We start from the raw sequence: 20,608 nt of genomic DNA on the forward strand, positions 1-20,608 counted from the left end.
GCGGCATGGATTTATCCCGATCCACACAGCACAATCCGGTCACAGGTCTTGCGGGGCGGGCGGTGCAAGGCTAGGTCCTTGGCAATCAACCCGGAGACCTCATGACCCGCTCACCAGAAGAAATCAGCCAACAATTGCTCGATGTTGCTCGCCGGGCAGGCGCAGAAGCGGCAGATGCCATCGTTCTCGAAGGGTCCTCGGTCTCGGTCGATGTGCGGGGCGGAGCACTGGAACATGCGGAACGCTCGGAAGGCGCTGATCTGGGGTTGCGTGTGTTTCTGGGCAAGCGGTCAGCCATTGTGTCCAGCTGTGACAGCCGCCCGGAAACCCTTGCGGCGATGGCCGAACGCGCCGTGGCCATGGCAAAAGAAGCGCCCGAGGACCCCTATTCCGGGCTGGCGGACAAAAGCCAACTGGCCTGTGACTGGGATATTCAGCCACTGGAATTGCTGGACTCCGCCCCGGCCCCGTCCGCAGAAAGCCTGATGCAGGATGCGCTGGCCGCCGAGGCCGCAGCACTGACAGTAAAAGGCGTCACGCAGGTGTCGGATGCCGCTGCAAGCTACGGAACGCACCGGGTGCATCTGGCGGCTACAAACGGGTTTTCCGGTGGGTATGAGCGCAGCAGCCGATCCATCTCATGCGTTGCGATCTCGGGTGAAGGCACCGGGATGGAGCGCGACTATGACGGTGACAGCCGGACGTTTCAATCCGACTTGCGCGACGCGGCTGAGATTGGGCGCAAAGCAGGGGAACGCGCTGTGCAACAGGTTGGCGCGCGCAAACCGGCGACCGGCAGTTTCCCGGTGTTGTTTGATGAACGTATCTCGTCTTCGCTGATCGGGCATCTTCTGGCCGCCAGCAATGGGGCCGCGATTGCGCGCGGCGCGTCTTGGCTGAAGGATTGCCTGGGGCAAGACGTGCTGCCCGCGCATCTGTCACTGATCGAAGATCCGTACCGCCCGCGTATCTCTGGCTCGCGCCCATTTGATGCCGAAGGTCTGCCCACGCAGCGCCGGGTGATCGTGGAAAACGGTGTCCTGACGGGCTGGACACTGGATCTGTCGAGTGGCCGCAAGCTGGGAATGGACTCAACAGGCAACGCTGCGCGCGGTGTGTCCGGCCCACCCTCACCCAGCAACTGGAACCTGAGCCTTACGCAGGGAACCCGCAGTCGCGACGATCTGTTGCGCGATATGGGCACCGGTTTGCTGGTCACGTCCATGATCGGATCGACGATCAACCCCAATACGGGCGACTATTCCCGTGGTGCATCAGGTTTTTGGGTCGAAAACGGTGTGATCACGCATCCCGTCAATGAATGCACAATCGCAGGCAATCTGCGTGATATGCTGCGGCGGATCATTCCCGCCAATGACGCCCGCCCATATTTGTCGCGCGTGGTCCCGTCGCTGTTGATCGAAGGAATGACACTTGCCGGCAACTGATCTGCCCCTTCTGATTGAGGCCGCGATTGAGGCCGGCAAGATCGCTACACGCTATTCCGGGACGCAGGCACAGCGTTGGGACAAACCCGGTGGCGCCGGTCCGGTGACCGAGGCCGATCTGGCCGTCAACGCGATGCTGGAAGAAAAGCTGTGCGCTGCGCGACCGGGCTATGGCTGGCTCAGCGAGGAATCCGAGGATTCGCCCGAGCGGCTGGACCGCAGCAATGCCTTTATCGTCGATCCGATTGACGGCACCCGCAGCTTTACCGAAGGCGCGCGCACCTGGGCGCATTCGCTGGCTGTTGCAGTGGATGGCATTGTGACTTCCGCCGTAATCTATCTGCCGATGCGCGACTTGCTTTATGCTGCCGCGCAAGGTCAGGGCGCAACTCTCAACGGGCAAAAGATCACGACGTCGAAAACGTCTGAGTTATTGCAGTCGCAGGTTCTGGCCGCCAAACCAAATCTGGACGCACAGCACTGGCGCAATCAGAATGTTCCAGCCTTCCACCGCGCGTACCGACCCTCGCTTGCCTATCGCATGGCGCTGGTCGCGCAGGGGCGGTTCGACGCCATGCTGACCCTTCGCCCCAGCTGGGAATGGGACATTGCCGCTGGTGATCTGATCATCCGAGAGGCAGGCGGCGTCTGTTCAGACCGTTTGGGTCAACCGCTGATCTTCAACAATGCCCACCCCAGGCTGAATGGCGTTATCGCCGCCAGCACTGCGATCCACGCGCAACTGTCTGCTCAGCTGGACCCGATCGGGCCCGGAATCGGCGCATGAGCAAACCGCGCTCATTAAGCCTTGCCGCTTATCGGGTGCTGTCCTGGAGAATGCGGAACGGCGTTGGTGTAAAAACCGACCTGCCACGCCCCGAAGGCGAGGTCGTGTGGATGCACGTCGCCACGCCAGACCGCCTGCGGGCGGTGAGTGATTTTTGTCGCCGGTTGCTTCAGTCCCGATCCAAGCTGCATTTTCTACTGACCGCTCCGCCGGACGCGGATCTGTCTGCCTGGCCGGAATGCAGCTTTCCCCTGATCAACCTGCCTCAGGAACAGAGCGGGGCCGCGCGTGACTTTATCGAGTACTGGCGCCCAGGTATCGGGATTTGGGTCGGCGGTGATTTGATGCCCAACATCATAACCCGAGCCGATGAACAGGCTGTACCCCTTGTGTTGTTTGACGCCCAGTTTACCGTTGCACTGTCCCGGAACGCGCGCTGGCTGCCAGACATAACCAGAGTGACCTTTAGCTGCTTTCGCAAGATACTGACTGCAAATTCTGAAACCGCCCGTCACATCCGGAGACTTGGCATCCCGTTTTCAACAGTCGAAGAATCGCCGCCTTTGCGCATCAGCCCAAATCCAAGACCTTGGCCAGAAGACGAGCTGATCGAAACCAACCACACGCTTGCAGGGCGACCTGTTTGGTTGGCTGCCTGGGTGCAGGACAAAGAGTTCATTTCGGTTCTGACAGCACATCGTCAGGCATTGCGCCTTTTGCACCGGCTGGTTCTTGTACTTCACGTCGCCGACGTTCACGAAGCTGCCCCCCTAAAACGGAGGCTGGAGGCGATGGATCTACGCTGTGTTAACTGGGACGATGGCGACTTGATCGAAGACAGCACGCAGGTCGTTCTGACTGCGGACCCAGAAAATCTGGGGTTGTGGCACCGTGTGTCGGCAGTGACGTTCATGGCCAGTTCACTGGAACGCGGTGCAGGCGGTCAGGACCCGTCCGACGCAATCGCGCTGGGGTCTGCCATAATTTCAGGACCATTCGTGCATCGCCATCACGAGCTTTACGCCCACCTGCAACAGGCAGGCGCAGCCAAGGAGGTCAAGTCAGCAACCGAGTTGGGCGATGCCGTCGTACAGCTTCTGGCACCGGACCGCGCCGCTGAAATGGCTTTGGCAGGATGGCAGATAATCACCGAAGGTGCGCCGCAGGCAGACACCCTCATCGAAATGGTGCAGGATATTCTGGACGAGAGGAGCGCAGATCATGCGGGCACCTGATTTCTGGAACACTCCTCCGGACCAGCCGGATCTGAGGGCACGGCTGCTGGCCCCGCTGGGCCGCCTTTATGCAGCGGCGACTGCCCGCAGGATTGCCTCGAAATCAGGGGAAAATCCCGGTGTGCCCGTGATCTGCATCGGCAATCTCAATGCAGGTGGAACCGGGAAAACGCCCACCGTGATCTGGACCCTCGAACAGCTTGGTAACGCCTGGCACAAGCCGCATGTCGTGACACGAGGACATGGCGGGTCACTGGAAGGCCCGGTGCAGGTCGATCCGGGCAGGCATACCGCAGCCGAGGTGGGGGACGAGCCGCTGTTGCTGGCGATGTTTGCCGAGGTCTGGGTTGCCAAGGATCGGGCGGCGGGTGCGCGTGCAGCGGCCGCGGCGGGGGCAACGGTGATCGTTCTGGATGATGGTTTTCAGAACCCTTCGGTCGCCAAGGATTTCTCGATTATCGTTGTGGACGCCCAGCGCGGATTTGGAAACGGATTATGCCTGCCAGCCGGTCCACTGCGAGAGCCGGTCGATATCGGCCTGCAACGGGCCGACCTTGTGCTGTCCTTGGGTGAAGAGGCGGCACAAAAGGTGTTTGCCAACAACTGGAAAGACCGGTTGACCGTTCCTCATGTCACCGGGGCAGTCGAACCCCTGCAAACCGGTATGGATTGGTCAGAAACGCGTGCGTTGGCGTTTGCAGGAATCGGCTATCCCGAAAAGTTCTTCCAAACCCTGCGTCGGTTGGGTGTGGATCTGGTCCGGGCCGAGGCGTTGGACGATCACCAACCGTTGACACAGGCCCTGATGACCCGGCTGGAAAACGAGGCGCGTTTGCTGAGCGCTCAGATGGTCACCACCGAAAAAGACGCCGTTCGCCTGCCGCCCGCTTTCCGAAGCAAGGTGATCACTTTGCCGGTTCGGCTTCAGATTTCAGACGCCGACGTGGTCAGGGACATGCTTTTGAAAACCGTCCCTTCACCAAAGTAACTCAGGCTGGCCCCCGGTGGCGCCAGCCGGGTTCGGGTCAGCTGCCGAGCTCTGCTTCGATCAGCTTTTTGAAGTCCGCGTAGGACTGATTGTCAACTTTCTTGCCGTTCACGATGAAGGACGGGGTTGCCTGAATTCCATCGCGTTCAGCGTTTTCCTGATACCACGCGGCCAATGTCCGCGCCTTGGTGCCATCCTGCAAACAGGCCTCAAGCTGGTCGCCATCAATACCTGCCAGACGACCAATCTTGCGCAGTTCATCGACGATCTCGGCCGGGCCACCTGCGCGCGTCCATTCTGCCTGACCTTCGTAAATCAGATCAGTGATGCCAAAGAATTTCTCGGGGCCGGCACAGCGGGCCACCATCGACGCCCACAGACCGTAGCGATCAAAATAGACCTCACGATAGGTGAACTTGACCTTGCCGGTGTCAATGAAATCCTTCTTGAGCTGTTTATACGCGCTCTTGTGGAAATTCGCGCAATGCGGGCAGGTGTAGGATGCGTATTCGATGATTTCGACAGGCGCCCCTTCGGCCCCCTGAACCATGTCAATGATTGTGGATGTATCCAGGTCCGCCTCTTGCGCCTCGGCGGCACTGACCAGCGGAAAACTTGTGTTGGAATTTGACAGCGACACCCAATAGCCGCCAGCGGCCACGGCGACGGCCGCGCAGATTACGGTTGCAATACGGCTCATTCTCAGCCCTTTCTCAGCGTTTCTGTTTGGATAAAACGTTGCGCCCAAGACGTTCAAGGGCCGCGCGCAAATCTTCATCATTTACACTGCGTGACACTTTGTCTGCCTCGGCAGCAATCTCAGGTGCAATCTCGGGTATTGCCTGTTTCGGTTTATGGTCGAAACTGGCCTGCCCCTCGGCAAATCCGGTCGGAGCGGTCTGGGTGATCCGGACACGGCTGATGGCATTATAGCCGTAGACCGCGTTCACTTTACCACGCAGCTGTTCCTTCTGCATTTCCAGCATCGGGGCCTGCGGGCCTGTGGTCAGAACGGTCAGGGTCGCGCCGAAACCGCCTTTGCCATAGCCGACACTGACTGGGCGCGCGATGGCGGCGGTATCCTGACCCACGATCTCGGCCCAATGGGTCAACAGACGTGAGACAGCAAAGCCCCGGCTTTCCCCGGCGCGCCTGATCTGGTCATTCAGCAAAGACGCGGTGCGCTTGAACCCGCGGGTTGACGAACGTCTGCGTTGCATCTGGTTTCCAACTCCTGCGCCGCTATTGTAATAGGCAGAACACCGGGTGCCAGCGAAACCTGACAGGGAGACGAATAAAACTTGCGTGATTCCTTTGAATTCACCGCCAGCGCTGCGCTTCTGGAGTGGTATGACCACAACGCTCGCGCCATGCCATGGCGCACAGGACCGGCAGAGCGCGCCGCCGGGGTACGCCCTGACCCCTATCGGGTCTGGTTATCCGAAGTGATGTTGCAACAGACGACTGTAGCAGCGGTGCGGGATTACTTTCTGCGCTTCATGACACGTTGGCCTACGGTTCAGGCGTTGGCCGCCGCGCCGGATGAGCAGGTCATGGGGGAATGGGCCGGTCTTGGCTATTACGCGCGTGCGCGCAACCTCTTGAAATGCGCCCGCGCTGTGACACGGGATCACAATGGTCATTTCCCCGATACATATGATGCGCTGCTGACGTTACCCGGCATCGGCCCTTATACGGCTGCGGCAATCTCGGCCATCGCCTTCGATCAGCCTGAAACGGTTCTGGATGGCAATGTCGAACGCGTCATGGCCCGATTTTACGACATCCACGCGCCGCTGCCCGGCTCGAAACCCCTGCTGAAGGAAAAAGCCTCAGCGCTGACACCTTCTACTCGGCCCGGTGATTACGCACAGGCGGTCATGGATTTGGGGGCCACGATATGCACGCCGAAATCCCCGGCATGTGGCATTTGCCCGCTGCGCGAACCATGCGAAGCGCGGATCGCGGGAACACAGGCTGATCTTCCCCGAAAAACACCGACAAAGCCCAAACCCACCCGTCGCGGTCACGTTTATATTGTGCGCATGTCAGATGGGGCCATGCTGCTGGAGCGCCGACCGGACAAAGGTCTGCTGGGCGGAATGCTGGGCTGGCCCGGAACGGAGTGGGCTGACGATCCGGTCGAGCACCCCCCGCTTGCGGCAGATTGGAAAATGGTGCCGGGCGAGGTGCGCCACACCTTTACGCATTTTCATCTGATTTTAAGAATCTGGGCCGCGGAAACCACCGGTCAGGATGTTCCCGAACACTTGATCGCAGTGGGAAAGCACAGCTTCCAACCCAGCGACCTGCCCACGGTGATGCGCAAAGCCTATGATCTGTGGAAAGGACAATAAGACCGCTGTGCATTCCTTGGCCTCGCGGCTAGGCTGTTCCCATCTAGCAGGAGCACCAGAGATGACCGCAACAGTCTCGTTGGCACGCTGGCAATCAGCATCACCCTTCTGGGTGTCCCTGCTGTTGATCCCGCTGATCTGGTTCACTGCTTTCGCGGGCGGATGGTGGGTTTTGCTGATCCCGATCTCGACCTGGTGGGTCTTTGCCGTGCTGGACCGGATCACCGGGCTCAACGTGGAAAATGCGGACCCCGAGACGCCGGACGGCGATCTGCAACGGTACATCCTGCTGACCAAGCTTTGGGCACCCCTTCAGTTCCTTACCCTGTTTGGCCTGATCTGGTACGCGAGCCACGGCAGCCAGCTTTCGACGCCTGAGAAAATCGGCCTGTTCTTTGGCATGGGTGTTATCTCGGGTACGGTCGGTATCAATTACAGCCACGAGCTGATGCATCAGAAAAGCCGTTGGGAACGCTGGCTGGGCGATATCCTTCTTGCAATGGTGCTTTATTCTCATTTCCGGTCCGAGCATCTGCTGGTCCATCACCGTTATGTAGGAACGCCACGCGATCCGGTGACGGCGCGATACAACGAAGGGTTTCACCGCTTTTACCCTAGGGTGTTGCGGCAAAGTCTGGTCTCGGCCTTCATCGCCGAACGCGGAAAACTGGCCCGCAAGGACCGACCCTGGACCGACCGCTCCAACCCGTTCTGGCGGTACTGGGCGTTGCAATTGGGGATGCTGGCACTGGCGTCGCTGATCGGAGGCTGGTCAGGTCTGGCCCTGTTTCTGTTGCAGGCCGGTGTCGCGATCTGGCAGCTGGAATTGGTCAACTACGTGGAACATTACGGCCTGACCCGGAAACATCTGGGGGACGGGCGGTATGAGCACGTCCTGCCCAGGCATTCCTGGAACGCCTCACAGAAGGCTTCAAACTGGTTGCTGATCAATCTGCAACGCCATTCGGATCACCACTACAAACCAAACCGCCGGTTTCCGCTGCTTCAACACCACACGCCCGAAACGGCACCGCAACTGCCCTATGGCTATCCCGTCATGACTGTGGCTGCGATGATCCCACCGCTGTGGCGGAGGGTCATGAACCCGCGGGTCCGGGAATGGCGACGCCAGTACTACCCCGAGATCACCGATTGGCACGCGTATAACAAGGCCCTGAACCCGGTATCTGATGCGTAACCGATGCGCAGCCCTGCCCATCAGGCTCGACGCTTAGGGTGCTGTTCTGGTGGGGTGTACGGTCCTCAGCCTTTCATCACCCAGATATCCATCGGTGTTTCCACGCCGCGCACGGATTGATCGGTAAGCTCTGCAAAACCAGTCATGGCGACCGACGCAGACTGGTTTTCCTCTGCAATCCGCACGCGCACGGCATCACTGACCACGATACGCGCCTGTAAATCACGCGTCAGCGCCTCGAGCTTGGCTGCGACGTTGACGGCATTCCCGATGACTGCAAATTCAAGCCGGTTCGCACCAATGTCGCCCAATACGACCGAGCCATAATGCACCCCAATCCCGACGCGGATTTCAGGCTCTCCCGCCCGGCGGCGTTCCAGATTCCATCGATCAATCACGCTGACCATCGCGCGTGCGCATCCCAGCGCGTTGCTTGCATCCAGCGGCGTGGGCACCGGGGTGCCAAAGGTCGCCATCAGACCATCCCCCAGGTACTTGTCTAGGGTTCCGTGGTGGCGAAAAACCTCGGTCTCCATGCGGGCGTGAAAGCCTCGCAGCACTTCGATCACATCATAGGGGTCACGCCCGGCCGCGTATTTTGTAAACCCGACGATGTCGATGAACAGAACGGCCACATTCTCTTTTCGGACCCGTTTCAGCGGCTCGTCATTCTGACTCAGCTCCTCTACCACGTTGGGCGAGAAATAGCGTGACAAGTTGGCCCGTTCCCGTTCCAGCCCTGCGTTGCTCATCAATAGCCGGTTCAGCCGCTGCATCGAAAGGCCCAAAGTCACGGCCACCATCATGAACACGGTCACCTGCTGGATGCGCTGAGGCGCCATGAAACTGTTCGGATCCAGAAGCTCGGCAACATCCGGGTAGCCTTGCAGGGCGGCAGCAACTTTTTCGCTGATCCCCGGAATAGGCGTTGCGACCCACGACGCAACGATCCAACCGATCGTCCACATAATCGCCGTCCAGGTTCCGATGGCGATCACGGTCCGCCAGGAATAAGCCAACGTGCCTGCGGCCAGAATGACGAAGAAGTACTGAAAGTTGTCGAACCGGTATTGCATGGCCAATGGCCTGACATCATCGCTGAAGGGATTGGGCACGATCATCCCGAGCGTCATGATCAGCAGGTCGACGAAAATCAAAAACAACTCGCCCCGCGATTGCCCGACACGACCTGCACGGCGGATCAACCACCCGTTGCCGCAGATCAGCAGCAGAATGAAGTGATACCAAAGCACCTCCCATTGCGGGTTCAGAAAAATGAGCAGCACCGCAGTCAGCGCCATCGCCACCCATCGCGCACGCACAGCCAGTTCCAGACCCTCGCGCTTGTGCCGTTCCAACGCAGCCTCGGTATATTTGTTGTCCAGATCAAACGCATCGGGCTGGGTGAAAAACAGGCTTCGGCGGGGCTGTGCGGTCGTCTCGGTCATGGCCGTGGTCTTTCTTGCAGAGGCTTGGCAGCCTTATGCAATCACTGTTGAAGGCAAAACAAAAGACCCCGCCGATTGATCGGCGGGGCAAGGCATAGTGCCATGTGTCAGGCCACAGGCACCGGCGGTGTTCGTGAATTCAATTGTGCATTTCTGCGCGGATCTGTTGCCGCAGGATGTCAATCGGTACGGTCTTGCCGTCCCGTTTGAAGCACCAGTATGTCCAGCCGTTGCAGGACGGTGCGTTTTCCAGATGCGCGCCGACCTGATGGATTGACCCTTTGACATTGTCACCCACCAGCGTTCCGTCCGCACGCACCTTCGCCTTGTGACGTTGGTTCATGGAATAGAGCTCTTCACCCGGGCGCAACATTCCGCGTTCGACCAGCTGACCGAATGGCACGCGTGGCTCGGCACGTTTGCTGGCACTGACTTCCAGAGCTTCGCGATCAAACTTGCGGACCTTGGCGATGCGTTTTTCAGCCACCTTGCGATAGCTTTCCTCTCGCTCGATACCAATGAACTCGCGCCCCAACATCTTGGCGACGGCCCCGGTGGTTCCGGTACCAAAGAACGGGTCCAGCACCACATCGCCGGGGTTGGTCGAGCCGACCAGCACGCGGTGCAACAGCGATTCCGGTTTTTGCGTCGGATGCGCCTTGTCGCCGTTTTCGTCCTTCAGGCGCTCATGCCCGGTGCAGATCGGCAGCACCCAGTCGCTGCGCATCTGCACACCTTCGTTCAGAGCTTTCAGCGCCTCATAGTTGAAGGTGTATTTCGCGCCTTCGCGCTTGGACGCCCAGATCATCGTTTCATGCGCATTGGTGAACCGCTTGCCGCGGAAATTCGGCATCGGGTTCGACTTACGCCACACAACGTCGTTCAGGATCCAGTATCCGGCATCCTGCAGCGCTGACCCCACGCGGAAAATGTTGTGATAAGACCCGATCACCCAGATCGCACCATTGGGTTTCAGCAGACGATGCGCCGCCTTCAGCCATTCGCGCGTAAACTGGTCATACGCTCCAAAACTTGCGAACTGATCCCAGTGATCATCCACCGCATCGACCTGCGAATTATCCGGACGATGCAACTGACCTTTCAATTGCAGGTTATACGGCGGGTCCGCAAAAATCAGATCCACGGACGCCTCGGGTAGACTGTTCATCACATCGATGCAGTCCCCGGAGAGAATCGTGTTTAAAGGGAGCGCTTTTGCGCCCTTTTTGGTGGTTGTTGTCATATCACTGCCTCAAGTGTCCACGGCGCTTTTGCGCTCATTTGGTTGAGACAAGGATGAGTCAAAGTCGATTCGCCGTCAAATTCTTTTTTGAATCAGCAACTTACGATTTACTCTTGATACAAGATATTGTGCACCGGTTTGAACGAACGCCTATGGTGTGGGGTCACGCCAAGATTTCGCAGCGCTTCCTTGTGTTGTTTTGACGGATAGCCCGCGTTGGTTTCCCACCCATAACCCGGATGCTGTTGCGCTAAATCCACCATCACCTGATCGCGCCAGTTTTTCGCCAGGATCGAAGCAGCCGCGATCGACACCGATCGTGCATCGCCCTTCACAACGGCCTGTGACGGAATTCTCAGACCCTGCGGTATCAGGTTGCCATCAATCAGCACAAAATCAGGTGCCGGGGTCAACGCCTCCACCGCGCGCATCATCGCCAAGTGCGACGCCCTCAGAATATTGACCTCATCAATTTCGGCGACAGAAGCTTCGGCTGCCGCGAACTCAGCAGTGTTTCGAATCTCAGCGTCCAGCGCAGCCCGGCGTTTTGCGGTCAGCTTTTTTGAGTCATTCAGGCCATCAGGAAAGTGCTGCGGGTTCAGAATCACGGCGGCAGCCACAACCGGCCCGGCCAATGGGCCGCGCCCGACCTCATCCACGCCGGCGATACGGATGTGGCCCATGTCCAGCAGCGCCTGCTCAAGTTCGAAGTTTGGCATTGTCATTCCCTTGGAAAACCGCGTTTCGCGTAGCACCGCAAGAAGAAAAGAGAGGACGGCCCACACCACCCTCTCTCTCACGGCACTTCTTTGGCACCGTTCCTGCTCAACCCAAACTACTGATAAACGACGCGGTATCCCTTCTGGCGCAGGCATGCAGGTTCATAGGCCTGCCTGACCTTTTTGCCATTCCAGAAACCGACCTTGCACTCTTGCGGCAGGCTATTGGCATGTTTGTAATGTTTCTCGAGACATTTCGGCCCAAGCAGCGGATGATCCTGCGAATACCCATCATAGGTGCGCAGGCAGCGCTGGGGCAGGTCGTAACGCGCCACATGCGGCGGCAACGGGCGCACTGGCTGCGCCACATATGGTGTATGGGAATAGGTCTGTTGACGCGTCGCCCGGTCCTTTTTCTTTTCCTTGTTATAGTAATGAACACCGGCACCGATAATTGCGATGGCCGCCAGCCCCCCAAGAATGTCCTTTGCGTCGGCCGCCTTCGCCTGAGAAGCTGAAACACCGGTAATCGCAACTGCGGTTGCAATGATCAAAGCGATGAATTTCTTATGCATGATGCCTGTCCTTTCGGATGTTCGTGCGACCGTATGACGGACCGCGTGCTGATTGCCCTGAAAGTGGGGGCACCTGCCCCAGACAAGCAATAACGGCCCGGTGTTATCGGATATCAGGGGCCGCAAACCCCTTGGGTTATTGAATATCGCGACAACTCATGCGCAGGATGCGGCCTATGAAACAGATCCTCTCTTCTCTGACCTTTGCGGCCCTGTTATCGCTTGGTTCTGCTGCGACAGCGGCAGATTGTTATGCGGACTACAAAGCCAAGAAGGACAACCCGCTGCGTTTGCATTACGGCGTCATGCAGGTCACAAACTGCGACAAGGGGCAGGCCCGGGCAGAAATCGCCCAGCGCCTGGGCGCATCAGGTTGGACCTTGCTTGAAGTGCAGTCCGTTTTCGGGCCGGAAGGGTTGGATCAGAGGAAAGGCAATGCCGGACAATTCTATCTCCGTTTCTGATGCACGCCGGTCGGGTGTCCGCCTGGTTGTGCTGGGCATCGCGGCCATTGTCGTCATTCTGATCACCGCTGCCGTTTTCCTGTTCTGGACCTTGCCGGACGCAAATGCGTTCAACGCTCGTGTCGAACGGCTGTTTGTCGAGGCCGATCTGACGTCACAGACCGAGATTCGCCTGCTTGAAATTCTGGCCCAATCGGGCACCGCCTTTGCTGACACCCTGTCCAGTTACCGGATGGTGATCTATGTGTTGCTGGTTTTTGCCAGCGCGATGATGATCTCGGCGTTGGTCTTTCTGGTGATGCTGGTCTTGTTGAACCGGCGCATGGCGCAGATCGAACGTACCGGCATTCAGGTGACGTCGCTGCTGATCAGTCGCGAAGAAAACACTGTCTACCTTAACAACATGGATTTCAAACTGACACCCGCCGCCATGGAAACCCTGTCGATTCTGGCGGAATCCCGGTTGGATGACGAGGTGTTGTCCGGCGCCCAGATCGAGGCCATGATTTCCGGTCGCGATGCTGCCGATTGTGACGAAGCCGCTGGCGCAACACGGATCAAACGGTTGCGCGATGCGCTTGGCAACCAGATGGTTAGCGAACTGCTGGTCAAGAATATTGCCAAGAAGGGGTACATGCTGTCGATCGAGAAGGACGTCATTCAAATGGTCTGATGTTTTGACGCGTCGCTCGCACCCGGTAAATTCCCGTTGCAGCCTCTTGGAATGTCAGATGGAAAACCCCATTCTAAACAAACCCCAGGCAGAGGAGGTCGCTTATGAACGTCCACGCCGCGCCACAGATGAATGGATATGGAATCTCGGTTGAGTCGCTGGATGGCAGGATTGCCATTTACCGGAACGACATTCTTTTGGCTGAAAGCACAAACGCAAAGGTGATGTATGAAACGCGTTTGCCGCCAACGATTTACGTTCCCCGCGCAGATGTATGTGTGGATCTGAGCGAAGAAACAGACCTGCAAACATTCTGCCCGTTCAAAGGCACCGCTACTTACCACGACATCCAATTGGCCTCGGGGCCTCTGACCAATTCCGTCTGGGCTTATGAACAAGCCCTGCCGGAAAGCGCGGATATCCGGGGATGTATCGGGTTTGTGTCCGGCGCCTACACCCGGATTGACCTGGGCGACAATCGCCTGCGCGAGCCGGACGACGGCAATATCAGCGGACCTCTGATCGACTGGCTGATGCGCGGTGCTTCGGCCGCGACTACGCCCGAAAGCTTTACCAAGGCATTGGCCGAGAAGATGCTGGAGCACGGCATCGCCATCCAGCGGCTGAGCATTCTGGCATGGTCCTTGCACCCCCTGATCGCGGGCAAACACTATATCTGGGAAAAGGATCAGGACGAGATTCTGACCCGCGCCCCGACCTACGAAATCTATGATCACCCGGCTTTCATCAACAGCCCGTTGCGCCATGTCTCGAACGGGTTAGGCGGCGTACGGCAAAGGCTGAACGACGATAACCCGCATAACAGCTTCCCGATCATGGAGGAGTTGCGGGCCAAGGGTGCCACCGACTATGTCGCGATGCCGTTGCCCTTCTCTGACGGGCGGACCAACGTTCTGACGCTGACCTGTGACCACCCCAACGGCTTCACCACCGAGAATCTGGGCCTTGTGTTCGAATGCTCCTCGGTGCTCGCCCGCTTTTACGAAGTGTTCATGCAACGCGAGAATGCGCAGGTTTTGCTGGAAACATATGTTGGAAAACGCTCTGGCGCACGCGTTCTGGGGGGCGAGATCCGGCGCGGTGACGGGGATGAGATCGACGCGGCAATCATGTTCTGTGACCTCCGCAACTCGACGAGCCTCGAAGAGAAACTGGGTCGGGGCACGTATATCAGTGTTTTGAACGAGTTCTTTGAAACCGTCTCGGGTATCGTTCACGAGAACGAAGGCGAAGTTCTGAAATTCATTGGTGACGCTGTTCTGGCGGTATTCCCGGCAACCGATGAAAACGCCAGCGCGGCCCGTGCCAACGCACAGCGCTCGGCAATCAATATCGTCGAAACATTGGGTGAGTTGCGCAAAGCAGGTACCGGCTTACATTGCGACTGTTCGATTGGCGTGGCTTATGGGCGCGTCACTTATGGCAATGTGGGCTCTCGTGAACGTCTTGATTTTACGGTTATTGGACAAGCGGCCAACATAGCCGCGCGGTTGGGCGAATATGGGAAAACCGAAGGGCATCGCATAGTCGTTTCCGAAGATATCGAGCCTGCCTGTTCCAACGCCTTGCCATTGGGCGCGGTCAACCTGCACAACGTGTCTCGACCCGTTGTATGCTACGCTTTGCACACCACGGCCGACGAGATTTTGAACGGTTAACATGTGGTTTGTGCAGGTTAAACGAGAGACGTCGGATACTTGATTGCGGCCCGGGCTTTTGCCCCGCGTCTTCTGATCACACAGCCCCAAGCAAGATCAAAGCGGTCTGCGCTGGCGAGATCGTACTCTGAAGACCCGCGATTTGACTTCTGGCCAGATAGGTGTCGGTCAGTTTCTCAACTGCTTTCTGGTCCGAAAACTGTGCCAGATCATCCGATCCAGTCAGATGGAATAGCCGGCTTTTGAACTCGACCAATTGTTTGTCGATATCCAGTTGGGCGAATGACTGTGGCAGCCCAAGCGCCGTTTCCATCATTTTGCGCAGTGGTGGCAATCCCATAAGATCGAACCATTTCGTATCTGTACTGCTTCCGCTTTTCGCCAGATCAGACAGCTCGCGCTGGGCATAGAGCGAAATGCGCATCGTCTCATCCGACTGTCCGACCGCAACCTCAAACCGCGCAGACAGATTGGCCTGGGCTATCTTTTCCATATTGGTAACCAGCACCGTTTTTCGAACAGCCCCCGGGCCAAACCCGAAAGCATCCGAAAATTCCCGGTACCGTTTATCCGCCAAACGATTGGACAAAGCGTCCTCCGCCTGTGTTCCATCCTCCAGAATTTTCCGGATAAAGAACCGGTTGTCCACATCCGCCTCCAACCCAAAGGCACCCAAAGCGACCTGCAACAATCTGCGGTTCGAAACCAACTGTTCGGCGGTCTTCACTTTCCCAATGTTGTCCAGGAAATACTTCGTCTCCCTCTCATTCACTGCCGAAGACGAGAAACTTTGAAACTGACCTTGATAAGTACGTTGCAGAAACCGCCAGCCGACGATCCCGCCAGTGGGGATGACCGGTTGAAAGCTCATTGCTGATAAGCCATCAACCGTTCTTCGCGCGGAAGAAGCGAGCGAAGTGACTTGAGGCATTTATAGTATTGCTCGGCCACCAGCGCGTCTGTTGCCTCGGACAACACACGGCGGCTGTCTGTATCTGTTAAAACCTGGCTCAGCTCTTCCACGCTGCGCAACAGGTGTTGACGTGCCCGAACCGGATCCATGTCTCCGGACAGAACAAGCTGTGCGGCATAGCAGACACGGCGCACCGGAGTATTTACTTCATCCGGATGTATCGCATCGCGCAGCCGCAGGACATTGGCCTGCGGCGTCATGATCGAAAACCGGCCACGGCGGTCGCCGTTTTCAATCACAACACCATTGATCAACACCCTTTCCTTCGGGGCGAGTTTCAGAACCAGCCCGCTCATCACGTTGCGCTCATCTGGCGCAATCCGCGCAAAATCGCCGTGTTTATTTCAAGCAATGGTTCGATGGATGCGCCGTCCGCTAAAATGCGGCTGCTGTGCAGTTCCGTAAACTCGGCAAGGTAGAAGATCCTGGCGCGAATATCGTTTGGCAACGCGTTTGCCGAATCCGCGACACCTGTTGCCATCACGCCCCATAACCGGCGGTTCTCGTGAACGGCTTGAACAAACGCTGAGAAATCCGTTGCCTTGCGTGCGGTAGCCGCCTTGAGACGCCGCGTAATCCTGGAAATTGCCTCATATTCAGTGTCACGGGGCGTTCGCGTCGGCGCGGCGGCTTGCGCATAAGTGTATTGAGCGAGGGTTTGCGGGGTCACTTGAATTCCTTCCAAAAAGCCGTCGTCAGGTGGTCACGACCGGGGTGCGATAATCGCGCCCCGGACCGCGTTGCGTATTAGCGGAACAGCGACAGGATCGACTGCGGAGCCTGGTTGGCAATCGAGAGCGACTGTGTTGCCAGCTGCTGCTGTACCTGAAGGGCCTGCAAACGCGCCGAGGTTTCTTCCATGTCAGCGTCGACCAGCGCGCCGATACCGGATTTGAACGAGTCAGAGAGATTCGAAATGAACTCTTTCTGGGTCTCGATACGCCCCTGCGCCGAGCCAAAGGCGGCCGAAGCATCAATCGACGTATCGATAAGCGATTCGACGGCCGCCAACGCAGCGGTTGCCCCCGCACCTGTCGACACATCAATACCTGCCAGCGCGCCCAAACCACCGGCACCCGCATTCACGAACTGAGCCGAGAACGAAATGTCAGATCCTGTGCCGTTTGTAAACGACAACGTACCCGCAGTTCCGGAGTCGTAATCGACGGTCAGACCGGTAATTCCAAGCTCTTCGATCTTCGATTTCAATCCGACGGCAACAAGGTCACCGGTCGTTGTCGCGGCAGCATCTTCCGCAGAAACGGTATAGGACACAACCTGATCGTTAATGGCGACGACAACCTTATCTCCGGCAGCGAAAGCGCCACTGGATTCATCGGTAACCAACGCCGTCGCAGCCGTTGCACCATTGTCAATGGTTGCCCCCACGCGGTCGTTGCCGGTCGATGCACCGGTAGAGCCGTCGAAAACCTGTTTGGTGACATACCCACCGGTCGACAGGTTCTGCCCCGAGACCGAGATTGACGACGCAGTCACCGCCCCGGTGTTGTCACGATCCAGCGATGCAAGGATCGAGGCAGAGCCGGTCGAGCCGTCAACAAGGTTCAGACCGTTGAACTGGGCAGCGCTGACAACCGATGCGATCTGATCCTTCAGTGCGGTCACATCGTCATTGATCTTACCGCGATCAACGTTGTCTTCCTGCGCCGCGACGATCTTGCTTTTCATCTGAGTCAACAGGTCGGTGACGGTTTCAGACGCATTTCGCGCAACAGCTACTGTCGATTCGCCCAGCGCGAGGCTGTCTTTGATCGCGTTGAAGCCCTTGACGTCGGATTCCATCACTTTCGAGATCGCCCAAACCGCCGAGTTGTCCTTGGCTGTCGCGACGTCCTTACCGGTCGAAATCGCGTTCAGGGTCATTGCCAGGTTCTTGTTGACCGACTTGAGAGTTTGCAGCGCAACCATCGCGCCATTGTTTGTCAGAATGCTGGACATAGCTTTTATCCTTTTGCCTTCGGGCCATTTTCGCCCATGTTCACCCCACAGTATCTGCGGGCATTGGTGTCTTTCTGACTTGTGCGACGCGCCGCGTGGCTGTTCGCGCCACCTGATGCTTCCAGGTGCAGCATCACTTTTGAGCCCGATCCCCTAACGGAGTGCTAAAACGCCCGAACCAGAAGTTTCAGATTTGAATCAAACCCAGGCCTATGCGCGCTTTTCCAGCTTTGCCGTGTTACGAACGGGAAATTCACTTCGTTGCCCATCCGCGCCGTAAGCGCTGAATTCCTGCCGAACCCGCCGCAGTTCGGCCATGCGGCTGGCCACGGCCCGAATCCCGTCGGCGGCACTGTTCAGCAATGCCTGATTGCGTTCGACTTTCTGCTGCACCCGCATGAGTGCATCGCTGTTCAGCACCTGAAGGTCGTTGATCGCGCCAATCAGTTTTTCTTTTTCCGGCACCATATGCGTCAGACGATCCAGATCACCCTGGACAAGCGCCGCACGCTCCAGATCCAGAACTTCTTCCAGAGATTTGATCAGTGCCATGTCGACCTCAGACGTCATCGGTTTTCTCCATCAAAGATTTCAGCAGAATTTCTGATAAGCCCACTCCGCCAGCCCGGGCCAGTTGCCGGGCCTGATGCTGAACTAGAAACGAAGAGAACTGGTCTTCACCGGCCCCGCCACCAAAGGACTGGCGCGTTTTGCCCAATCCGGCGGACTTCATCATTTCGCTGAGGAATGCGGCCTCCAATTCGATGGCCGCTTCTTTTAGTCGGGTCTGGGTCAAGGGCGTTTGAACCGCCTGGGGAAATGTCGAAACCTGCATGGTATTCTCCGAAAATGCTTCGAACTTTCTCGATCAAAGGTGAAAGCGGTTAAAATAAACGTAACTTCCTGCGGGCAGAGTTCTGATCAGTCACACGGAGCCAGAGCAAAATGCCCAACCCACTAACGCTGGCGACCGCAGCGCCAACAGCAACTGCGAAACCCAATTCGCCCGCAAAAGAACCGGGTCGTGCTGCCGGGGTGGGCAGTTTCGAGGACATCCTTGAACAGGGAAACGAAACAAGTCCCGCCACTGACAATACGGTTTTGGACGCTTCTATCGAAACCACCGACGAAACTGCCGAGATTGAGGTGGAGGCCATTCTGCCAAACACGGCTGAGGCATCTGTCGTGGCGATTTCACCTCGGGCACCAGAGTTGGCAGATAACATTTCACCGCAGACCGAAATTGTCGGAACGTTTGAAACGCCTACGGCGAATACGGTGCATCCCGCGCCGTTTATACCTGCTAGGGCGGATATCCCCGCAACGGGCACGACAGAACCGGAACAAACCGTTGCGTCAACGGGTTTACCCCGTCAGACCGACATTCAACCCTTTGTGCACGGACAACCAACCGAAAGGCAGGTTCACGCCGCTTCGACCCAGGTCGTGCCTGCCCAAAAACCCACAGAGGCTTTGCCTGTTTTGGGCCAGCCACCCCAATCTAAGGACCAGACAACCGGGGTGAAAACCGAACCGCTCCTTGAAAGCACAAAGGCGGCGCCCGAGACAGCAGAAATCGCTGCCACGCCCAAGCCGACAAATCCAAACCGCGCGACACCCGTTGCGCAGCTTCAACTGATCCTCAACTCAATCGAAGCGGAACAGGCGGCACCGGCGCAGGAGGTTGACGCGGGGTCCATCGCCTTAGACGAACCCGTTCAGCAAGCCCCCCGCGAGGTGGCACAACACACGGCGATGCCCTCTCCGTCCGCCCGTGCTGAAATTGCTCGTGCTATAGCCGGGCAATTGGCGGCAACGATTCAGACCCGACCGGGAACCGGCATCATGGAAATCTCGCTAAGCCCCGAAGAACTGGGGCGTGTATCCATTGTGCTGAACGGTAGGGATGACGGGCTCCAGATGACAATCGCCACCGAACGCCCGGACACGATGGAACTTATACGCCGCCACCTGTCCGTTCTTACGGAGGAGTTTCAGAAACTGGGCTATGGAAACCTGAACATCGATCTGGGGACTCCGTCGGATTCAGGTGCACGGGATCAACCGGCAAATGAATTCGACGCTCAGGCCACACCGGAATCCGAACTGGTTCGGAACGTACACCTCGCGCAAGCCACGCCACATCCACAAACTCCTGCTCCGGTCAGGGGCATCGATATGAGATATTGAAAGATGATCACACCCGTCACTGCCACACAGGCTGCCACATCTCAGCAAACTGCCGGTCCGTCCCGAAGTTCTGCGATCACTTCGGATTTCGAAACGTTTCTGTTGATGCTGACCGCGCAAGCCCAGAATCAGGACCCGCTGGAGCCGATGGACTCAACCGAATACGCATCGCAACTTGCGCAGTTTTCGATGGTTGAACAACAGGTTCAAACCAATGACCTGCTTTCCGCCCTGACCAGCACGCTTGGCAGTGTCAATCTGAACGACCTTGCAAGCTGGGTCGGAATGGACGTCAGATCTGCCGCGGGTTTTCATTTCAACGGCCAGCCAGTGACCCTGTTTTCGCGCGCGGATTCTGACGCGGACGCAACCAAACTGGTGATCCGTGATCATGAAAGCACAGTTGTCGACACGGTTTCTGTTGCCACAACGGCGACGGAGTTTGCTTGGGCAGGTGTAAGTTCCTCGGGTGATCCGATGGCTGCTGGCAACTACACCGCGACGCTTGAAAGCTACAAGAATGACCGGCTGATTTCCGAGAAACCCGTCGCTGCCTATAACCGCGTCGTCGAGGCGCAGGTGGGAGAGGATGCTGTTCTGCTGACCCTGCAAGGCGGTCAGGTGATTCCCGCAGATCTGGTCACGGCTGTTCGAACGGGCGCTTGATCTGTT

23 protein-coding genes are annotated in these 20,608 nt (G+C 57.8%); 11 read left to right on the forward strand and 12 right to left on the reverse strand.

Annotated features, from left to right (window positions below):
* The first annotated feature begins 101 nt into the window (after window positions 1–101).
* Genes ACR0ID_RS14000 through lpxK form a run of 4 tightly spaced genes read left to right on the forward strand, consistent with a single transcriptional unit; the run spans window position 102 to window position 4,458 of the window.
* Window positions 102–1,448 (forward strand): TldD/PmbA family protein, encoded by a 1,347-nt coding sequence (locus ACR0ID_RS14000; protein ID WP_480606303.1) that lies wholly within the window; start codon window positions 102–104, stop codon window positions 1,446–1,448.
* The gene (locus tag ACR0ID_RS14005) at window positions 1,435–2,235 is read left to right on the forward strand and encodes an inositol monophosphatase family protein (RefSeq protein WP_480606306.1); all 801 of its coding nucleotides are present in this window, start codon (window positions 1,435–1,437) and stop codon (window positions 2,233–2,235) included. The genes ACR0ID_RS14000 and ACR0ID_RS14005 overlap by 14 nt, the downstream gene beginning before the upstream one ends.
* On the forward strand, window positions 2,232–3,470 hold the full coding sequence (locus ACR0ID_RS14010) for a 3-deoxy-D-manno-octulosonic acid transferase (protein ID WP_480606309.1): 1,239 nt from the start codon (window positions 2,232–2,234) through the stop codon (window positions 3,468–3,470). Before ACR0ID_RS14005 ends, ACR0ID_RS14010 begins: the two co-directional genes overlap by 4 nt.
* Entirely contained in the window at window positions 3,457–4,458 is a 1,002-nt protein-coding gene (gene lpxK / locus ACR0ID_RS14015) for a tetraacyldisaccharide 4'-kinase (protein ID WP_480606312.1), read from the forward strand. Before ACR0ID_RS14010 ends, lpxK begins: the two co-directional genes overlap by 14 nt.
* 37 nt (window positions 4,459–4,495) lie before the next feature.
* Here lpxK and ACR0ID_RS14020 read toward each other — a convergent pair whose 3' ends face one another.
* Entirely contained in the window at window positions 4,496–5,158 is a 663-nt protein-coding gene (locus tag ACR0ID_RS14020) for a DsbA family protein (RefSeq protein ID WP_267365070.1), read from the reverse strand.
* A gap of 13 nt (window positions 5,159–5,171) precedes the next feature.
* Window positions 5,172–5,678 carry a DUF721 domain-containing protein gene (locus ACR0ID_RS14025; RefSeq protein WP_480474162.1) on the reverse strand — a complete coding sequence of 169 codons (507 nt, stop codon included), beginning with the start codon at window positions 5,676–5,678 and terminating at the stop codon, window positions 5,172–5,174.
* 81 nt (window positions 5,679–5,759) lie between these two features.
* Here ACR0ID_RS14025 and mutY point away from each other — a divergent pair, with 81 nt between their 5' ends.
* Window positions 5,760–6,815: an A/G-specific adenine glycosylase gene (mutY, locus tag ACR0ID_RS14030; RefSeq protein ID WP_480606315.1), complete on the forward strand. Its 1,056-nt coding sequence runs from the start codon at window positions 5,760–5,762 to the stop codon at window positions 6,813–6,815.
* Between the two features lie 61 nt (window positions 6,816–6,876).
* A complete protein-coding gene (locus ACR0ID_RS14035; protein ID WP_480606318.1) occupies window positions 6,877–8,013 on the forward strand; it encodes an alkane 1-monooxygenase in 1,137 nt (378 codons plus the stop codon).
* Window positions 8,014–8,078: 65 nt separating this feature from the next.
* On the opposite strand, the gene ACR0ID_RS14040 is transcribed toward ACR0ID_RS14035, so the two are convergent.
* From ACR0ID_RS14040 to ACR0ID_RS14055, 4 genes are all read right to left on the reverse strand, one after another.
* Window positions 8,079–9,461: an adenylate/guanylate cyclase domain-containing protein gene (locus ACR0ID_RS14040; protein ID WP_480606321.1), complete on the reverse strand. Its 1,383-nt coding sequence runs from the start codon at window positions 9,459–9,461 to the stop codon at window positions 8,079–8,081.
* 139 nt (window positions 9,462–9,600) lie between these two features.
* Window positions 9,601–10,704 carry a site-specific DNA-methyltransferase gene (locus tag ACR0ID_RS14045; RefSeq protein WP_209505001.1) on the reverse strand — a complete coding sequence of 368 codons (1,104 nt, stop codon included), beginning with the start codon at window positions 10,702–10,704 and terminating at the stop codon, window positions 9,601–9,603.
* Window positions 10,705–10,811: 107 nt separating this feature from the next.
* Window positions 10,812–11,429 carry a ribonuclease HII gene (locus tag ACR0ID_RS14050; protein WP_480606324.1) on the reverse strand — a complete coding sequence of 206 codons (618 nt, stop codon included), beginning with the start codon at window positions 11,427–11,429 and terminating at the stop codon, window positions 10,812–10,814.
* Between the two features lie 110 nt (window positions 11,430–11,539).
* Entirely contained in the window at window positions 11,540–11,998 is a 459-nt protein-coding gene (locus tag ACR0ID_RS14055; protein ID WP_480517879.1) for a hypothetical protein, read from the reverse strand.
* A 176-nt stretch (window positions 11,999–12,174) separates the two neighbouring features.
* Between ACR0ID_RS14055 and ACR0ID_RS14060 the strand changes: the two genes are divergently transcribed.
* The 3 genes from ACR0ID_RS14060 (at window position 12,175) to ACR0ID_RS14070 (ending at window position 14,814) form a co-directional block, all read left to right on the forward strand.
* Complete coding sequence (locus ACR0ID_RS14060) at window positions 12,175–12,462, forward strand: hypothetical protein (protein WP_480517881.1); 288 nt, start codon at window positions 12,175–12,177, stop codon at window positions 12,460–12,462.
* On the forward strand, window positions 12,434–13,135 hold the full coding sequence (locus ACR0ID_RS14065) for a winged helix-turn-helix domain-containing protein (RefSeq protein ID WP_267365085.1): 702 nt from the start codon (window positions 12,434–12,436) through the stop codon (window positions 13,133–13,135). The genes ACR0ID_RS14060 and ACR0ID_RS14065 overlap by 29 nt, the downstream gene beginning before the upstream one ends.
* A gap of 104 nt (window positions 13,136–13,239) precedes the next feature.
* Window positions 13,240–14,814 carry a DUF427 domain-containing protein gene (locus ACR0ID_RS14070; protein ID WP_480606328.1) on the forward strand — a complete coding sequence of 525 codons (1,575 nt, stop codon included), beginning with the start codon at window positions 13,240–13,242 and terminating at the stop codon, window positions 14,812–14,814.
* A gap of 76 nt (window positions 14,815–14,890) precedes the next feature.
* Here the strand turns inward: ACR0ID_RS14070 and ACR0ID_RS14075 are convergent, their stop codons facing one another.
* The 6 genes from ACR0ID_RS14075 to ACR0ID_RS14100 form a co-directional block, all read right to left on the reverse strand.
* Window positions 14,891–15,685: a DUF1217 domain-containing protein gene (locus ACR0ID_RS14075; protein ID WP_480606330.1), complete on the reverse strand. Its 795-nt coding sequence runs from the start codon at window positions 15,683–15,685 to the stop codon at window positions 14,891–14,893.
* Window positions 15,682–16,083 (reverse strand): flagellar biosynthesis repressor FlbT, encoded by a 402-nt coding sequence (gene flbT / locus ACR0ID_RS14080; RefSeq protein ID WP_480606333.1) that lies wholly within the window; start codon window positions 16,081–16,083, stop codon window positions 15,682–15,684. Before flbT ends, ACR0ID_RS14075 begins: the two co-directional genes overlap by 4 nt.
* Window positions 16,083–16,457 carry a flagellar biosynthesis regulator FlaF gene (gene flaF / locus ACR0ID_RS14085; RefSeq protein WP_480555010.1) on the reverse strand — a complete coding sequence of 125 codons (375 nt, stop codon included), beginning with the start codon at window positions 16,455–16,457 and terminating at the stop codon, window positions 16,083–16,085. The genes flbT and flaF overlap by 1 nt, the downstream gene beginning before the upstream one ends.
* A gap of 77 nt (window positions 16,458–16,534) precedes the next feature.
* Window positions 16,535–17,746, reverse strand: coding sequence for a flagellin N-terminal helical domain-containing protein (locus ACR0ID_RS14090; RefSeq protein WP_480606336.1), 1,212 nt, complete (start codon window positions 17,744–17,746; stop codon window positions 16,535–16,537).
* Window positions 17,747–17,956: 210 nt separating this feature from the next.
* Window positions 17,957–18,316, reverse strand: coding sequence for a flagellar biosynthesis protein FlgN (locus ACR0ID_RS14095; protein ID WP_480606339.1), 360 nt, complete (start codon window positions 18,314–18,316; stop codon window positions 17,957–17,959).
* Complete coding sequence (locus tag ACR0ID_RS14100; RefSeq protein ID WP_480517891.1) at window positions 18,306–18,581, reverse strand: rod-binding protein; 276 nt, start codon at window positions 18,579–18,581, stop codon at window positions 18,306–18,308. Before ACR0ID_RS14100 ends, ACR0ID_RS14095 begins: the two co-directional genes overlap by 11 nt.
* A gap of 110 nt (window positions 18,582–18,691) precedes the next feature.
* Here ACR0ID_RS14100 and ACR0ID_RS14105 point away from each other — a divergent pair, with 110 nt between their 5' ends.
* Window positions 18,692–19,936: a flagellar hook-length control protein FliK gene (locus tag ACR0ID_RS14105; protein ID WP_480606341.1), complete on the forward strand. Its 1,245-nt coding sequence runs from the start codon at window positions 18,692–18,694 to the stop codon at window positions 19,934–19,936.
* Between the two features lie 3 nt (window positions 19,937–19,939).
* Window positions 19,940–20,602 carry a flagellar hook capping FlgD N-terminal domain-containing protein gene (locus tag ACR0ID_RS14110; RefSeq protein WP_480606344.1) on the forward strand — a complete coding sequence of 221 codons (663 nt, stop codon included), beginning with the start codon at window positions 19,940–19,942 and terminating at the stop codon, window positions 20,600–20,602.
* Window positions 20,603–20,608 lie beyond the last annotated feature (6 nt).

Source organism: Ruegeria sp. AL2, assembly GCF_056540845.1.

Coding starts and splice junctions, on each gene's coding strand:
- ACR0ID_RS14000 (WP_480606303.1), top strand. CDS start 102: ATGACCCGCTCACCAGAAGAAATCAGCCAACAATTGCTCGATGTTGCT.
- ACR0ID_RS14010 (WP_480606309.1), top strand. CDS start 2,232: ATGAGCAAACCGCGCTCATTAAGCCTTGCCGCTTATCGGGTGCTGTCC.
- lpxK (WP_480606312.1), top strand. CDS start 3,457: ATGCGGGCACCTGATTTCTGGAACACTCCTCCGGACCAGCCGGATCTG.
- ACR0ID_RS14020 (WP_267365070.1), bottom strand. CDS start 5,158: ATGAGCCGTATTGCAACCGTAATCTGCGCGGCCGTCGCCGTGGCCGCT.
- ACR0ID_RS14025 (WP_480474162.1), bottom strand. CDS start 5,678: ATGCAACGCAGACGTTCGTCAACCCGCGGGTTCAAGCGCACCGCGTCT.
- ACR0ID_RS14035 (WP_480606318.1), top strand. CDS start 6,877: ATGACCGCAACAGTCTCGTTGGCACGCTGGCAATCAGCATCACCCTTC.
- ACR0ID_RS14040 (WP_480606321.1), bottom strand. CDS start 9,461: ATGACCGAGACGACCGCACAGCCCCGCCGAAGCCTGTTTTTCACCCAG.
- ACR0ID_RS14045 (WP_209505001.1), bottom strand. CDS start 10,704: ATGACAACAACCACCAAAAAGGGCGCAAAAGCGCTCCCTTTAAACACG.
- ACR0ID_RS14050 (WP_480606324.1), bottom strand. CDS start 11,429: ATGACAATGCCAAACTTCGAACTTGAGCAGGCGCTGCTGGACATGGGC.
- ACR0ID_RS14055 (WP_480517879.1), bottom strand. CDS start 11,998: ATGCATAAGAAATTCATCGCTTTGATCATTGCAACCGCAGTTGCGATT.
- ACR0ID_RS14060 (WP_480517881.1), top strand. CDS start 12,175: ATGAAACAGATCCTCTCTTCTCTGACCTTTGCGGCCCTGTTATCGCTT.
- ACR0ID_RS14065 (WP_267365085.1), top strand. CDS start 12,434: ATGCCGGACAATTCTATCTCCGTTTCTGATGCACGCCGGTCGGGTGTC.
- ACR0ID_RS14070 (WP_480606328.1), top strand. CDS start 13,240: ATGAACGTCCACGCCGCGCCACAGATGAATGGATATGGAATCTCGGTT.
- ACR0ID_RS14075 (WP_480606330.1), bottom strand. CDS start 15,685: ATGAGCTTTCAACCGGTCATCCCCACTGGCGGGATCGTCGGCTGGCGG.
- flbT (WP_480606333.1), bottom strand. CDS start 16,083: ATGAGCGGGCTGGTTCTGAAACTCGCCCCGAAGGAAAGGGTGTTGATC.
- ACR0ID_RS14090 (WP_480606336.1), bottom strand. CDS start 17,746: ATGTCCAGCATTCTGACAAACAATGGCGCGATGGTTGCGCTGCAAACT.
- ACR0ID_RS14095 (WP_480606339.1), bottom strand. CDS start 18,316: ATGACGTCTGAGGTCGACATGGCACTGATCAAATCTCTGGAAGAAGTT.
- ACR0ID_RS14100 (WP_480517891.1), bottom strand. CDS start 18,581: ATGCAGGTTTCGACATTTCCCCAGGCGGTTCAAACGCCCTTGACCCAG.
- ACR0ID_RS14105 (WP_480606341.1), top strand. CDS start 18,692: ATGCCCAACCCACTAACGCTGGCGACCGCAGCGCCAACAGCAACTGCG.
- ACR0ID_RS14110 (WP_480606344.1), top strand. CDS start 19,940: ATGATCACACCCGTCACTGCCACACAGGCTGCCACATCTCAGCAAACT.